Genomic DNA, 15,205 nt, shown 5'->3' with positions numbered 1-15,205 from the left:
TCCACAGGAAAAAAAGACGTTCGGCGCCGTTGTCGGATTGCGTCCACTCTTGCGGCCATGAACGCGATGAACAACGAACACGTCATCCTGTCCCTCGGCCCGGCTTCCGAGCAGCGGCCGGTCGCCGTGCGCGGTCCGGCCGACATGGCCGAGCTGTTGCCCTATCTCCTGGGGTTCTACCCCGACGACAGCATCGTCGTGGTCGGCCTCCAGGGCCCCGACCTGCACCAGGGCGGAGTCATCCGGGCGGACCTCCCGGCCTCGCCCGCGGACTGGCCCGCGGCGGCGGAGGAGACGGCCGCCCTGCTGGTCGCCCTCTCCGAGCGCCACGGCAGCCGCCCGCTCCAGGTGCTCCTCTACCTCTGCCAGGATCCGGTCACGGCGCACGCCCCGCCGGTGGTGGAGGGCCTGCGGCCGCTGGCCGACCACCTTCGGGCGGCTTTCGGGCGCAGGGGAGCGGCGGTCAAGGAGTCGCTGTGCGTCTCGGACGGCCGGTGGTGGTCCTTCCTCTGCCGCCGTGAGGGGTGCTGCGATCCGGCGGGCAACCCGGTGCGGCGCGGGCCCGATCCGGGTCCGGCGGCCGCCGCCGCGACGGTGGCGGGCCTGGTGCCGCGCGGCAGCCGCAAGGCGATCATCGGCGGGCTCGTCCCGGTCGGCCCACCGGAGGACGCCGCCCAGCGCGAGGCGCTCGTCCGGGCCGAGGCGGCCGTCGACTCGGTCTCCCGTGAGCAGGGCATCGAACTGTTGGAACAGGCCTTCGCCGAGTTCGCGGCCGGCGCCCGGGAGCTCGACGAGGAGCGGACGGCCCGGCTGCTCCTCGCCCTGCGGGACCGCCTCACCCGGGACCGCGGCGTCGAGTACGTCCGGCCCGCCGAGCTCGCCCCCGCCGAGCGGCTCTGGCGCTTCCTCGCCCGGCGCGCCGTGCCGCCGTACGAGGGCTGTGCGGTGGCCCCGCTCACGCTGCTGGCCTGGGCCTCCTGGGTCGCCGGGGACACGGCGACCGCCCGGGTGGTGCTCGGCCAGGTGCTGCGGCTCGCCCCGGGCTACCTGCTGGCCGAGCTGCTGTACGAATCGATGAACGATGGCATGACGCCCGAGGCGCTGATGGCCGCCGTCGAGGCCCAACGACGGCGGCGCGAGGAGCGGGCGGGCAGGCCGGCCACCGAGCCCGATCCCGCTGTGAACGCAGCGCCTGGACCGGGGCCTGCCCCGGGCGCGGGCGAGCCCCCCGGGCGTCCCGAGGAGCGGCCCGGACCGGCCGACGGCGGGCGCCGACGCCGACGGGGCGCCCGCCGGAAGGGCGCGGTCACGGCGTCGACCCGGACCGATCGCGGCCCCGACGGGCCCAGTGGCCCCGGGAGCTCCGGCAGCTCCGCCGAGCAGGGGTCGGACGGGGGCGGGCCCGGGCCGGTGGCCCTGCTCCCGGGGGCAGGGTGTGGCCCGGCGTCAGGGCACGGTCCGGCGGTCGGGCGGCGCCCCGCCCGGGGTGTGCGGCTCGGCCGGGCGACGGCGTGCGCGTCGGCCGCCGTCCGGTCCGGTGCCGGGCGCCATCGGTGCCAGGGCGCCCGGCAGGCGGCGAGAGGGGCCCGCCGTGCGCACTGATCCGTTCGCCGCCGGGCCGCCCCCCGAGCTGCTACACCTCGCCGTGGGCCATCTTGATCAGCCGGTCCAGCACCTTGCCGCCGCTCACCCGCAGGCCGTCGTGCTCCCACTCGTTGGTGATCCAGGGCCGCAGGCCGCGCACCGCGCGGGCGGTCGCCAGCGAGTCGGCGGTGTCCACGTACATGTCGTCGTGGTACACCGCCGCCACGACCGGCACGGTGTTGGCGGCCAGCCGGGCCGGGTCGTACAGGTCGGGCCAGTCGGTGCGGGCGGCGAGAAGGTCCGCGGTCTCCTTCAGCGGGCGCAGCGCCGGGTCGGTGTCGAACATCCAGGGGTAGATCATCTCCCCGGTGAACAGCACCGGGGCGCCGGACTCCAGCGAGGCCCGGGCATCGAACTGCGGGAACTCCTTGCGGACCCGCTCGGCCGACCAGCCGGTGCCGCCTTCGTCCACCGAGCGCTGGCCGTAGATCGACTCGTGCAGCACGGCGTAGAGCGGGCCCTCGGCGAAGGAGAGCCGGGCCTGCACACCGGCCAGGAAGGTGTCGGAGAGCTCGGCCCCGGCCGGGCCCTCCGCCCAGGCCTCCTCCAGCAGGTAGTGCAGGGAGCCGGAGCCGCTGCCGCCGCCGAGCATGAGTCCGAGCGACTGGAAGGCCTCGACGGTCAGCAGCCCGCCACCGGGCAGGGTGGCGGGGGAGTCGGCGAGGTGGGCGGCGATCCGCCGCACGGTCTCGACGTCCTGCGGGAAGCGGGCGTAGTGGTCCTCGTTCTTGCTGACGACACGCGGGTAGGCGGCGCGGTAGACGTCGTCGGCCGAGCTGCCGAGGCCGGAGAGGCCGCCGGTGATGAAGGCCTCGGTCAGGCCCTCCGGAGCGAAGGAGAGGTAGGTGAGGGTGCAGAAACCGCCGAAGCTCTGGCCGAGTACGCTCCAGCGCTTGTCGGCGCCGAGCAGCCGGTGGCGGATCAGTTCGGCGTCCCGCACGATCGAGTCCGCGCGGAAGCGCGCCAGGTAGTCCGCCTGCTCCTGCGGGCCGCCGCGGCGGGCGAGGGTCTGCCGGGTCGCGGGCGTGGAGCGCCCGGTGCCGCGCTGGTCGAGCAGCAGCACCCGGTAGTCGTCCAGGGCGCGGTCCAGCCAGGCGTCCCGGCCGAGCGGGCGGGCGGCCTTGCCGCCGGGCCCGCCCTGGAGGAAGACCAGCCAGGGCAGGGCGTCCTTCTCACGGCCGCAGGCCACCACCTCGCGGGCGTACACCTCGATCTGCTCACCGTCGGGGGCGGAGTGGTCGAGGGGGACCTGGAAGACGTGGTCGGTCGTGACAATCCCGGGCAGCCGGCTGACGGTGGACATGCAACTCCTCGGTCTCTGCTGGTCACAGCGATTGCGTCGCGGTTCACGGGGTCACCGGGTGCGGGCGCCGCGACCCCCGCACCGTATCCTGGCGCCGGTCGAGCACCGGTTCGACCGCCCCCCGGTCGGGCGGCCTGCGGCGGCCGAGCCCACCGCTCCGAGCGGCACCGGAGCCGCCCTCAGCTCATGGACGGTGACGGGCCCGCGGCGAGGCCCTGAGCAACGACCCGGCGGAGGCCGGGGGCGGCGACGCGACGGCCCGGCGGGCCGGGTGTGACCGGCGACCGCCACGGCGGGGCGTGACCTGGCGGCGGTGTGCGGCGTTCACCCCGGGGGCCCTGCGCCCGTACGGTGTCCGACCGGCGCCCGGTTCCGGGCAGCCGCCCGCCCGGCGGTGCGGACCTGCCGAGCGAGACCGCCGGCCCGACGGGCGCGGGCCACGGGGGGTGGGGCGCCACGACCGGGGCGTCCCCGGCAGGGCGTCACCGTCAGGCCCGGGCACCGGACCTGACGGCGTGGCCGGGCACGATGGCGTGCCCGGCGCGGAGGTGTGGCGCGCCGGTACCGGCCCGGTACCGCACGCCGCATGGCACGGCCCACCGTCGGGTACGGCCAGACACGGAACACCGCCGGCGGGAGAAACCCCGTCGGCTCGGCACCATCAGCACGCGATCGAGCATGCTCGCGGCCCACCGGCCCTGACCGGCCACCGGACCGCCGAGGGGAGGAGAGTCCGGTGACCGCCATGAGGCCACTACAGGCCACGCCGGCCGAGAGCGTGGTCGGCGCGCCCAGACCGGCCGGCCGACCCGAGTACATGCCGGCGTCCGGGCCGACGGGCGCACCCGTCGCCCAGGGCCGGCCCGCGGCCCCGCCGCGTCCCCAGCCCCCGGCCGTCCACCATGCGGTGCTCTGCGTCAACGCCCCCGCGATGGCCGCCTCCGGACCCGACGGCCAGCTGCGCGGCCATGGACTGCACGGCTTCTACCGCAACGGCGTCCGGGTGGTCGCCCGGATGGAGCTGCGGCTCGGCGGCATGGAGCCGCTGCCGCTCCAGGGCACCCAGACCAGTGCGGCCCAGGCCCGCTTCCTCGGAGCCGTCCGCCTGCCCGGCGACCTCGACCCGGACCCGGCGCTCACCGTCGAACGGCTGCGCCACGCGGACGGCGTGGAGACCGTGACCGTGCGCAACACCGGCGCCCGACCCGCCCGGCTGCCGCTGGAGATCGCCCTCGGCACCGACCTCGGCCCGGTCGCCGAGATCGCCGCCGGGCACCGCCCGCCCGACCTTCCGGGACAGGTGCAGTCCGCCGGGCTGCGCTGGGCCGGCCCGGTGCACAGCGCCGTGGTCAGCGCCAAGCCCTCCCCGCACGCCGTCCTGGCCGGGGCCGGAGTGCTCCGCTGGGACCTGGAGGTCCAGCCCGGCGCCCGCTGGTCGGTCGAGCTGCGTGCCGAACTGGAGAGCGCCCCCGGTGGCCCGCGCCCGCCGGGTGGGCGCGGCACCGGCGTCCCGCTGCCCTGGGCCGAACCGGAGGTGCGCAGCGACGACGTCCGGGCCGCCCTGCTGGTCTCCCGTTCGCTGGACGCCCTCGGCGGGCTGCTGTTCGCCGACCCGGACCGCCCGACGGACCTCTACCCGGCTTCCGGGGCGCCCTGGCGCTTCGGCCTCGCCCCGGCCGACGCGCTCTGGGCCGCCCGGCTGACCCTCCCGCTCGGCACCCGGCTCGCCGCCGGCACCCTGCGCGCGCTGGCCCGCCGTCAGCAGCTCGCCCCTGCTCCCGGGCGGGTCGAGGGCCTGCTGCCCGGCGCCCTGCGACACGGCGGCCCGGAGCTGCCGCCCACTTGCACCGCCACCGAGGCCACCCTGCTGTTCGTCACCGTGCTGGCCGAGGCCTGGCGCTGGGGGCTGCCCCGAGGGGAGGTCGCCGACCTGCTCCCGGCCGCCGAGCGGGCCCTGGCCACCCTGCGCGAGGGGCTGGTCGACGGCTTCGTCACCGACCTGAGCCGCCCGGTGGAGGACCGCGCCGCCCACCCGGTGGCCGCGCGCGCGGAGGTCCAGGCGCAGGCCCACCGCGCCGCCCTGCACGGGGCCGAGCTCCTGGAGGCCTTCGGCCGCACGGGCGCCGAGGACTGGCGGAACTGGGCCGCCGGGCTGCGCGTCCGCTTCCGCGAGCGGTTCTGGATCGACGACCTCTCCGGCGGCCGCCCCGCCGCCGGACTGGCCCCGGGCGGTCAGCCGCTGCCGGCCGTCGCGTCCTCCCTGGTGCACCTGCTCGACACAGGCCTCGCCGACGACGGCGGGCGGCACGAGAGCCTGCTGGACCGCGAGCAGACCAGGCTGCTCGCCCAGCGTCTGGTCGCGCCGGAGCTCGACAGCGGCTGGGGCCTGCGCACCCTCAGCGCCAAGTCCCCCCGCTTCAACCCGCTGGGCCATCGTGGCGGCGCGGTGCGGATCCACGAGACGGCGCTGGCGATCGCCGGACTCGCCGAGGCCGGCCACGAGAACGAGGCCGGCACTCTGCTGGAGGGCCTGCTCGCAGCGTCCGCCCACCTCGAGGGTCGGCTGCCGGAGATGTACGCGGGGGAGCAGCGCACCCCCGGCTGCCCGCCGGTGCCGCACCCCGCCGCCTGCCGTCCGGCGGCGGTCTCCGCGGCCGGAGCCGCACACGCGGTGTTCGCGCTCGCCGGGGTCCGGCCCGACGTTCCGGGCGGCCGCGTGCTGGTCCGCCCGGCCAGCACCGCTCCGCTCGGCGAACTGGAGCTGACCGGTCTGCGGGTGGCGGGTGAGCCCTTCTCGGTCAGGGTCAGCCGGATCGGCGTGGCGATGGTGGAGGAGGCCTCAGCGGACCTTCAGCTGGTGGCCCGCTGACACCGGGCCCGACCGCGCGGGCCTGTCGGCCCCGGGCCTGCCTGTCGGCGCCGTGCCCGCCCCGCCAGCACCGCGCCCGCCCGTGCGCGAACCGTGTCCGGGCGGGCGCGGTCGACGGCGCTGCGCAGCCCGTGTACGGGCCTGTGCTTATCGTCAGAGAGACGACTATGATCGTCGGCATGTCGCGTTACGATCCGTCGGCCTTTCCCCCATTCGCTGTCACGGTTGACCTGGTGGTGCTGACGGTGCGCGACCACTCGCTCTGCGCCCTGCTGGTCAGACGGGGCGAGCCGCCCTACCAGGGGTACTGGGCGCTGCCCGGCGGCTTCGTCCGCCCGGACGAGGGCCTGGCCGAAGCCGCCTCCCGTGAGCTGGCCGAGGAGACCGGCCTGCGCGCCCACTCCGCCCCCGGCCACGACGCGGTCGGCCCCGGTGCGGCCGGCGCCCACCTGGAGCAGCTCGCCACCTACGGCCACCCGCAGCGCGACCCCCGGATGCGCGTGGTCAGCGTCGCCTACCTGGTGCTCGCCCCCGACCTCCCGACACCCCGGGCCGGCGGTGACGCCAGCAGCGCCCGCTGGGCCCCAGTCGGCGAACTCCTCGGCGAGAGCCCGGTCGACGGCGTCCCGCTCGCCTTCGACCACGGCCTGATCCTGGCCGACGGCGTGGAACGCGCCCGCTCCAAGATCGAGTACTCCTCGCTCGCGACCGCCTTCTGCCCGACCGAGTTCACCGTCGGCGAGCTGCGCCGCGTCTACGAGGCCGTCTGGGGTGTGGTCCTCGACCCGCGCAACTTCCACCGCAAGGTCACCGGCACCCCCGGCTTCCTGCTCCCCTCGGGAGGCACGACGACCCGTCAGGGCGGCCGCCCGGCCCAGCTCTTCACGGCGGGCGGCGCGACCGTCCTCAACCCGCCCATGCTCCGCCCGGAGTCCTGAGCACCCTGGGGCCCCGGAGCCGTCTCCGCGCGGGGCCGCCGAACGGCCCCGGTCCGGAGGCCGATGCGGTGCCGCCGACGCACAGTGTCGGTGGACGCTTCGGTCGCCGGACCGGAGGACTTTGGACCCAGGGAGCCCCGTGATGGCCGCCGAGGATATCTGTGCCAGACAGCGAGCAGGCATCGAGAGTTTGGTGGCGGACCGCAAGAGTCTCATCGCGACCACCAGCAGAACCGAGCGGCAGCTGGCCGCCCTGAAGGCCGCGCATGCCGATCCGGCGACGATCGCCTCCGTGCAGGAGACGCTGAACGCCGAGCAGGAGCAGTTGGCCGAGATCGCCGTCGCGGGCAAGGCCGCCGTCGAGGAGTACCAGGGGGAGTGCCTCGACCAGCCGCTCCCGACGGGAGCCTCGGACTTCCTGTGACGGCCACGGCCACGGCCACCGGCCGGGGCGCCGACGGCCGCGGCCCCCGGAACACGCGCGCCCGTGAATCGCAGGATCGGATTGTCCCCTGATCGGGTGAGGCGGGCGGCCGGTGGGCCCGTGGCGGTTCGGTAATGCCCGGAATCGGCGGTGCTGACCCCTAATGTGCTGGCGTCGAGCAGGTCGGCCGAGGGCATGGGAGCAGCCAGCGATGATCCAGATCACCGGACTGACCAGGGTGTATCGCAAGGGCTCCCCGCCCGCCGTACTCGATCTGACCTTCGACGCCCGGCCCGGCATGGTGACCGTTCTGCTGGGTGACGAGGGGGCGGGCAAGTCCACGGCCCTGCGGCTGATGCTCGAACTGGAACGCGGCCAGGGCATCACGCTCTTCAACGGCCGCCCCTACCGGCGGATCCGCCGTCCCGAGCGCGAGGTCGGCGTGCTGCTGCCCGGGCCGGGGGAGGGGGCCGCCGCAGTGGCCGGGCACCCGGGGCGCAAGGCGTCCGGCCACCTGCGGATGCTGGCCGCGGCCGTCGGTGTCCCCGCGCGACGCGCCGACGAGCTGCTGGAGCAGACCCGGCTGGCCGCCGTCGCCGGGCGGCGGCTGCGTATCTTCTCGCCTGGCATGCACCGCCGGCTCGCCTTGGCCGCCGCGCTGCTCGGCGATCCCGGCACACTGCTGCTGGACGCGCCGACCGAGGGCCTGTCGCCGCGCAACGTCGAGTGGTTCCACTCCTTCCTGCGCTCCTTCGCGGTCGCGGGCGGGACGGTCCTGGTGACCACCCGAACCCCGCAGGAGGCCGCGCGGCTGGCGGACCGGGTGGTCACCCTGGACCGCGGCCGTCTGGTGGCCGACCAGCCGGTCTCGGAGTTCTGCCGGACCAGGCTCAGCCCCGAAGTCGCCGTCCGGGGTCCGCAGATGGCGCGGCTGGCCGATCTGCTGGTCAGTCACGGCGCCGAGGTGCGCCGGGACGGCGGCGCGGGCCTCGCGGTGGCGGGCATCGAGCGTACCGAGATCGGTGAACTCGCCTACCGCCACGGGATCCTGCTGCACGAGTTGGCCGACCGGGTGGTCGAGCAGCTGGCGCCCCGAGCCGCCCTGCCGGCCCCCTCCGGGCGCTCCGGCCGGCTCCGCCTCCGGCAGACGGCCGAACCTGCCCCCGAAGCGGAGCCGAGCCCCGAGCCCAGTGCGGACCGGCACCCGGAGCCGCACCCCGACCCGCATGCTGAGTCGCACTCGGACCCGCACCCCGACCCGCATGCTGAGTCGCACTCGGACCCGCACCCCGAGCCGACCCACCACCCCGAGGTCGCCGAGCCCGCTACTCGGGGCCGCTCCCGGGACGACGCCTCCCTGCCCACCCGCGCGCTGCCCGTCGCCGCTGTGACGGCCGCCCTCCCGACCCTCGGCGCGGTCGCCGCCGACCGGGCCGACCCCGCCCCCACCGTCGCCCTGGACCGGCTCGTCCGCGACCAGCCCGCCCCGGCGCCGGACCCCGCCCGGGCGAGCACCGCCGCCCCGACAAACGCCACCGCCCGGGCGAGCACCGCCGTCCCGGCAAACGCCACCGCCCGGGCGAGCACCGCCGCCCCGGCAAACGCCACCGCCCGGGCGAGCACCGCCGTCCCGGCAAACGCCACCGCCCGGGCGAGCACCGCCGTCCCGGCAAACGCCACCGCCCAGGCGAGCACCACCGCCCCGACCGGCACCACCGCCTGGTCAGACGACTCCGCCCGCATCGAGGCCCAGCCCTCGCGCCGGCGCCAGAGCGCCGCCGACCTGCTCACCGACGACACCGTCCGCCTCGGCCGCCTCACCACCGGCAAGGCCCCCACCACCCCCGACGACCACCGGAGCGAGTGAACCGTGCGTGTCCTGGCCTACGAGCTGCGCCGCCTGCGCGGCCTGCGTTCCACCTGGCTGCTGCTCGCCGCCGTACTGCTCTGCGACGCCGTCGTGGCCGCCGTCCTGGCGAGCCAGGCCCCGCCCGGCCAGCTGGCCGGGCGGGCCGGGGTGCGGCTGCTGACCGCCGCCGTCCCGCTGATCCCGCTGCCCTTCGCGGCGCTCGGAGCCGGCGTGCTGGGCGCGCTCTCGTACGGCCACGAGGTGCGCCACCCGGGGCTGGCGGCCTCGCAGGTGGCGTACTCGCGCCGGGTGCGGCTGCTGCTGGCCAAGCTGCTGGTGGTCGCCCCGGTGGCTGCGCTGTTGGCGCTGGCCACCCTGCTGCTCGACACGGTGGCCGTGCACCTCGCGCTGCCGGCCGGGGTGACGGTGGCGGCCTGGTCGGACCCGGCCGCGCTCTCCGGGCACGCGTCCGGGGCGTTGGCCGCCGCCGGGCTGAACGCCCTCGGTGACCTGCCGGGGGTGTTCGCCCCGTTGGCACTGTTGGCCGGGCACGGGGTGCCGGCCGCGCTGCTGGCCTTCGTCCTGCTGACCGTGGTGGCGGGCTGGACCGGTGTGCTGACCGCCTCGTTGACCCGCAGCGCCGCCGCCGGGGTGCTGCTGCTGTGCGCGCTGCCGCCGCTGCTGGAGTCCGGCGTGGTCCTGCTGCTGCGTTGGACCGGTCGCCCGTGGCCGGGCCGGGGGGCCGAGCTGCTGCCGTTCCAGTCCGGCATCGAGTGGGCCTACGGCTTGGTGTACGGGGCAGCGCGCGGGGCGGCGGTCGGCAGCCCGGTGTTGACGGACCCGGTGTTTCTCGCGGCGGTCGTGGCCCCGCTGGCGGCCCTGCTGCTCGCTGCCCTGATCGTCCAGGCCCGCCGCCGCGCGCTGTAGCGCCCGCAGCGGGACCGCAGGCGGCGCAGGCACCGTGGGCAACCGGCCGACCGCCCCGAACCACCAAGATCGACCAGCAGTGACCGCAATGTGCGGTTCTTCCTGATAAGAAGTCAATTATCCAGTCACGGTCGATCACCCTTTCGTGTGCTTTTCACGAGAATTCTCAAGCTGCGCCTGCCGATCGCCGACAAAGGAGGCGTGAGTACCCTTGCGCACCCCACCATGACCCCCGCCCGTTCCGCCGAAGGGCCCATCCCCGGCTCCGGCGACCTGGACCGCTTCTCGTACGCCGACCGGCCGACGCCGCCGGCGCCCCGCTGGGAGGGCGCCGAGTCCGACATCGCCCGGGTCGGCCGCAAGACCACCAGCAGTCGCGGTCGCGGCCTGCACGGCCAGCTGGTCCAGCAGCTCGGCCAGATGATCGTCTCCGGCGACCTCGGTGCCGACCGTCCGCTCGTGCCCGAGGAGATCGGCCAGCGGTTCGAGGTGTCCCGGACCGTCGTCCGCGAGTCGCTGCGCGTACTGGAGGCCAAGGGCCTGGTCAGCGCCCGTCCGAACGTCGGCACCCGGGTCCGCCCGGTCAGCGACTGGAACCTGCTGGACCCGGACATCATCGAGTGGCGCGCCTTCGGCCCGCAGCGCGACGAGCAGCGCCGGGAGCTGTTCGAGCTCCGCTGGGCGATCGAGCCGCTGGCCGCCCGGCTCGCGGCCGGCCACGGCCGGGAGGACGTCCAGCAGCGGCTGGTCGAGCTGGTCGAGATCATGGGCCACGCCGCCGCCCAGGCCGACCTGTCCACCTACACCCGGGCCGACGCCGAGCTGCACGGCCTGGTCCTGCAGATGGCCGGCAACCGGATGCTGGAGCACCTGTCCGGGATCGTCTCCTGCGCCCTGCAGGTCTCGGGCGGCCCGGCGATCTCCTGTGAGCGGCCCTCCGAGTCCTCGGTCAGCCTGCACGCCCGGCTGGTCGACGCGCTGGGCGCCGGCGACGGCACCGCCGGCGAGGCCACGATGCGGGCGCTGCTCACCGTCCACCCCGAGATGGAGCCCTCCGTCCCCGCGCCCCGGGAGCACTGAGCGGGCTGTTCTCGACGAGCGGGCACGCCGGGCGCGGCCCGCTCCTCCAGGGCCCTCCGGCCGCACCGTGCGGCGCAGCCGGAGGGCTTCTGCGCAGCGGTGGCGGTCCGAGGGCCCGCGACGGTCACCCGGCCCCGGCCTCGCCGTCCGGGCCCGCGGGACGACGGCCCGGTCCCGCGCCGTCGCAGCCCTCCGACCACATGCCCCGTCCATGACAATCAACTGCGGAGCGAGTGCGCGATGATGGATCCAGGCCCCCGGGCCGTGGGCGCCGAGCGGTGTGACCCGCGACACGAAGGCCATGCGTAACACTTGACGAGTAGCAGCGATGTGTCCTGAGCGGAAGCAGCTCCGGAATACTCCAACATGTCAGAATGCTGTGTTGGTCCGCGGCGCTGCTGCCGTCCTGCAAACCCAGTCCTCAAGCCCGAGTCGGTCGGAATCGACACCGCGCGTCCGGCGCGCGATCTCCTTCCCCGCCCGCTCGGGCGGCCGGTACGGGTTCGAGTCCACTCATCGTCCGAGAGGTTGTTCGTGTCGGCCAGCACATCCCGTTCGCTTCCCCCCGAGATCGCCGAGTCCGCGGCTCTGCTGGCGCTCATCGAGCGGGGCAAGGCCCAGGGGCAGATCGCCGGTGACGACGTGCGCCAGGCGTTCGAGGCGGACCAGATCCCGGTCACCAAGTGGAAGAACGTCATGCGCAGCCTCAACCAGGTGCTGATTGAGGAGGGGGTGGACCTCATGGTCAGCGCGGCCGAGCCGGCCGGCGCCAAGCGCAAGAGCGTTGCTGCCAAGAGCCCCACCAAGCGCACCGCCACCAAGGCTGTCACCACCCGGACCCCGGCCGCCCCGTCGGCCCCGACCAAGCCGCCCGTGCGGATCGCCCCCGGCGCGCCCGTCGCGGCTCCGGCTGTCGCGGCCGCCGCCGCGGCCCCCGCCCCCACGGTCTCCGCCGAGATCACCGTCGACGAGGCGACCGGTTCGGTCACCGAGGTGAAGGCGGCTCCGGCGAAGAAGGCCGTCCCGGCCAAGAAGACCGTGGCCAAGAAGACCGCCGCGCCGGCCAAGAAGGTCGCCGCCAAGAAGACCACCACGGCCAAGGCCGGCAAGGGCGGCGACGAGGAGCTGCTCGGCGACGAGGAGCTGCTCGAGGAGGTCGCGCTGCCGGGCGACAAGGCCGAGGCCGAGGGCCCGGAGGAGGAGTCGGAGGGCTTCGTCCTCTCCGACGACGACGAGGACGACGCGCCGGCCCAGCAGGTCGCCGTCGCCGGTGCCACCGCCGACCCGGTCAAGGACTACCTGAAGCAGATCGGCAAGGTCCCGCTGCTCAACGCCGAGCAGGAGGTCGAGCTCGCCAAGCGCATCGAGGCCGGCCTGTTCGCCGAGGACAAGCTCTCGGCCGCCGACAAGCTCGCCCCGAAGCTCAAGCGCGAGCTGGAGATCATCGCCGAGGACGGCCGCCGGGCCAAGAACCACCTGCTGGAGGCCAACCTCCGCCTGGTGGTCTCGCTGGCCAAGCGCTACACCGGTCGCGGCATGCTCTTCCTGGACCTGATCCAGGAAGGCAACCTCGGTCTGATCCGTGCGGTCGAGAAGTTCGACTACACCAAGGGCTACAAGTTCTCGACGTACGCCACCTGGTGGATCCGTCAGGCGATCACCCGCGCCATGGCCGACCAGGCCCGCACCATCCGCATCCCGGTGCACATGGTCGAGGTCATCAACAAGCTGGCCCGCGTCCAGCGCCAGATGCTCCAGGACCTGGGCCGCGAGCCCACCCCGGAGGAGCTGGCCAAGGAGCTCGACATGACCCCTGAGAAGGTCATCGAGGTCCAGAAGTACGGCCGTGAGCCGATCTCGCTGCACACCCCGCTGGGCGAGGACGGCGACAGCGAGTTCGGTGACCTGATCGAGGACTCCGAGGCGGTCGTCCCGGCCGACGCGGTCTCCTTCACCCTGCTCCAGGAGCAGCTGCACTCGGTGCTGGACACCCTCTCCGAGCGCGAGGCCGGCGTGGTCTCGATGCGCTTCGGCCTGACGGACGGTCAGCCGAAGACGCTCGACGAGATCGGCAAGGTGTACGGGGTCACCCGTGAGCGCATCCGCCAGATCGAGTCGAAGACCATGTCGAAGCTGCGCCACCCGTCGCGTTCCCAGGTGCTGCGCGACTACCTGGACTGATCGGCCGTACGACGGCGCTCGCCCACGGCAGGCGGAGCGAGCGCCGCGAGCACAGCGCGCAACGAAGGCCCGGGGCCGCACGGTTCCGGGCCTTCGGGCTGTTCGGCGCCGGCTTCGTCAGCGTCCGAGTGGTGCTTGTCGCTCGTCCGGGTGGCGGCGTCACCGGAAGCGGTCGCGTACCGTAGTCGGTCACCTACGCTGTGCCGGTTGCCTGCTGCCGAGCCTTCTGGAGTCACGGTGCTGACCGACCCGGACCGCGCTGATCTGCCGACCCCCGCCCCGCCCCGGGCCGACCCGGCCGCCGCCCGGACGGGCCGTCGCCGCCGACGGGCCGCCGCGCTGGCGCTGCTCGCCACCGTGCCCGTCCCGCTGGTCGCCCTCGGTGCGGCCGGCCCGGCCGAGGCGCAGCGCCGGGTGGTCGGCGGCAGCACCGTGAGCACCGCCGACCATCCGTGGATCGTGGCGCTGGCCAGCCGCCAGCAGTTCGGCAGCGGGCGCTCCGGCCAGTTCTGCGGGGGAGCGCTGGTCACCCCGACCAAGGTGGTGACGGCGGCGCACTGCTTCTACGACGAGGCCAAGGGGCGGGTGGACCGGCCAGGGCTCAAGGTGATCGTCGGCCGGGACGACATGCGCGGCTCGGCCGGCCACGAGGTGGCCGTCCAGTCGGTCTGGGTCCACCCCGACTACAACTTCGCGGCGAACATGAACGACATCGCGGTGATCACCCTCGCCGACTCCCAGGGCGCCCGGCCGGTGGTCGAGCTGGTCGGCCAGGGCGAGAGCGCGCCGTACGCGGCCGGGACCAGGGCGCAGGTGTACGGCTGGGGCGACACCAGCGGGCGGGGCGACTACTCGCCGGTGCTGCGCGGGGTGGACGTGCCGATGGTCCCGGACCAGACCTGTGCGCACGCCTACCCGGGCGGGCCGGACGGCAAGTTCGACGCCCGCGGCATGGTGTGCGCGGGCGAGGAGAAGGGCGGCAAGGACGCCTGCCAGGGCGACAGCGGCGGCCCGCTGATCGTCGGCGGCAGGCTGGTCGGCCTGGTGTCCTGGGGGACGGGCTGCGCCGAGGCGGGCCACCCCGGCGTCTACACCCGGGTGTCCTCGGTCACGGACGCGGTGCGCTCGGCGCTGTGAGCGTCGCCGCGAGTGATGGCGCGGTGACGTTCTGACGCCGTTTCGGGTCCGGCCGACTCCGCGGCGGTGCTCCGGGGGCGAACGCGGGAGAAGCGTCCGGAGAACAGCTGAGCCGGGTGGCCGACCCCCGAAGGGTCCGGCCACCCGGCTCACCGGTCGCGCGCGGTGCGCGATCGGACACAGCTCGACGCTGGCTGCTGGTTACGGCGCCTGGGATCAGCGCTCGTCTTCTGCGGCCGTGGCGGTAGTGCTGGTGAGACGGCCGCTCTCGTCCTGTATCTCCACGGCGATCTTCTTGAGCTCGGGCTCGAACTTCCGGCCGTGGTGGGCACAGAAGAGCAGCTCTCCGCCGCTCGCGAGTACGACGCGCAGGTAGGCCTGGGCGCCGCAGCGGTCGCAGCGGTCAGCCGCGGTGAGCGGGCTCGCAGGTGTCAGAACAGTAGTCACGTCGCCTCTTCTCTAGCTCGACGAGCTGTCGTACCAGGGTCAACATCCAACCAGGCCGAAAACGTTCCCGCTCGTGGCTTTTCTTCTCTGAGGATTCTGCTGTGTTGATGAGGACGTGCCCCGGGCGTCGGTGGTTCATGCGTGCCGAATCCCGGGATCCGCCCGTCGCTCGAACGCCCGATCGGGATCGGGTCCGAGGTCCGCGTAGCATAATCCTCTGCCGGGTTGGAGCATAAGCCCCGTCCCGGGCCCCGGTAGCCTGCATAACGGCAGTTCCGGAGGCTGCGCCGGACCCCACGATCCGCCAGGACCGGTGGTACCGGGAGGAGATGGCGCCCCCGGGGCCCACACCCGGGCGCGGTCCTTGTTCGCGCAGCGCGTACAAGCTGCGCGGGACCGGCCCGCC

11 protein-coding genes are annotated in these 15,205 nt (G+C 74.9%); 9 read left to right on the top strand and 2 right to left on the bottom strand.

What is annotated here, in order from left to right; all coding sequences use genetic code 11:
- The first annotated feature begins 57 nt into the window (after positions 1-57).
- The gene (locus tag ACFVWU_RS15785) at positions 58-1,602 is read left to right on the top strand and encodes a DUF4192 domain-containing protein (RefSeq protein ID WP_387620389.1); all 1,545 of its coding nucleotides are present in this window, start codon (positions 58-60) and stop codon (positions 1,600-1,602) included.
- A 31-nt stretch (positions 1,603-1,633) separates the two neighbouring features.
- Here the strand turns inward: ACFVWU_RS15785 and ACFVWU_RS15780 are convergent, their stop codons facing one another.
- Positions 1,634-2,947, bottom strand: a complete 1,314-nt coding sequence (locus ACFVWU_RS15780; RefSeq protein WP_387620386.1) for an alpha/beta fold hydrolase — start codon at positions 2,945-2,947, stop codon at positions 1,634-1,636.
- A gap of 745 nt (positions 2,948-3,692) precedes the next feature.
- Here ACFVWU_RS15780 and ACFVWU_RS15775 point away from each other — a divergent pair.
- The 8 genes from ACFVWU_RS15775 to ACFVWU_RS15740 all read left to right on the top strand — a co-directional run bounded on the left by ACFVWU_RS15775 (position 3,693) and on the right by ACFVWU_RS15740 (position 14,352).
- Positions 3,693-5,816 (top strand): glycogen debranching N-terminal domain-containing protein, encoded by a 2,124-nt coding sequence (locus ACFVWU_RS15775; protein WP_387620450.1) that lies wholly within the window; start codon positions 3,693-3,695, stop codon positions 5,814-5,816.
- A 179-nt stretch (positions 5,817-5,995) separates the two neighbouring features.
- Positions 5,996-6,754 carry an NUDIX domain-containing protein gene (locus ACFVWU_RS15770; RefSeq protein WP_387620383.1) on the top strand — a complete coding sequence of 253 codons (759 nt, stop codon included), beginning with the start codon at positions 5,996-5,998 and terminating at the stop codon, positions 6,752-6,754.
- Positions 6,755-6,896: 142 nt separating this feature from the next.
- The gene (locus ACFVWU_RS15765; RefSeq protein WP_387620380.1) at positions 6,897-7,178 is read left to right on the top strand and encodes a hypothetical protein; all 282 of its coding nucleotides are present in this window, start codon (positions 6,897-6,899) and stop codon (positions 7,176-7,178) included.
- Positions 7,179-7,389: 211 nt separating this feature from the next.
- On the top strand, positions 7,390-9,045 hold the full coding sequence (locus tag ACFVWU_RS15760; RefSeq protein WP_387620378.1) for an ATP-binding cassette domain-containing protein: 1,656 nt from the start codon (positions 7,390-7,392) through the stop codon (positions 9,043-9,045).
- A gap of 3 nt (positions 9,046-9,048) precedes the next feature.
- Positions 9,049-9,954: a hypothetical protein gene (locus ACFVWU_RS15755; RefSeq protein WP_387620375.1), complete on the top strand. Its 906-nt coding sequence runs from the start codon at positions 9,049-9,051 to the stop codon at positions 9,952-9,954.
- Positions 9,955-10,101: 147 nt separating this feature from the next.
- The gene (locus ACFVWU_RS15750) at positions 10,102-11,034 is read left to right on the top strand and encodes a FadR/GntR family transcriptional regulator (RefSeq protein WP_387620372.1); all 933 of its coding nucleotides are present in this window, start codon (positions 10,102-10,104) and stop codon (positions 11,032-11,034) included.
- 534 nt (positions 11,035-11,568) lie between these two features.
- On the top strand, positions 11,569-13,215 hold the full coding sequence (locus ACFVWU_RS15745; RefSeq protein ID WP_387620369.1) for an RNA polymerase sigma factor: 1,647 nt from the start codon (positions 11,569-11,571) through the stop codon (positions 13,213-13,215).
- A gap of 339 nt (positions 13,216-13,554) precedes the next feature.
- Positions 13,555-14,352 carry a S1 family peptidase gene (locus ACFVWU_RS15740; RefSeq protein WP_387620447.1) on the top strand — a complete coding sequence of 266 codons (798 nt, stop codon included), beginning with the start codon at positions 13,555-13,557 and terminating at the stop codon, positions 14,350-14,352.
- A 216-nt stretch (positions 14,353-14,568) separates the two neighbouring features.
- Here the strand turns inward: ACFVWU_RS15740 and ACFVWU_RS15735 are convergent, their stop codons facing one another.
- A complete protein-coding gene (locus ACFVWU_RS15735) occupies positions 14,569-14,799 on the bottom strand; it encodes a hypothetical protein (RefSeq protein WP_380611973.1) in 231 nt (76 codons plus the stop codon).
- Between the last annotated feature and the right edge of the window lie 406 nt (positions 14,800-15,205).

Source organism: Kitasatospora sp. NPDC058190, assembly GCF_042883685.1.
GTDB lineage: Bacteria > Actinomycetota > Actinomycetes > Streptomycetales > Streptomycetaceae > Kitasatospora.
This window is presented reverse-complemented; position numbering and strand designations above follow the sequence as displayed.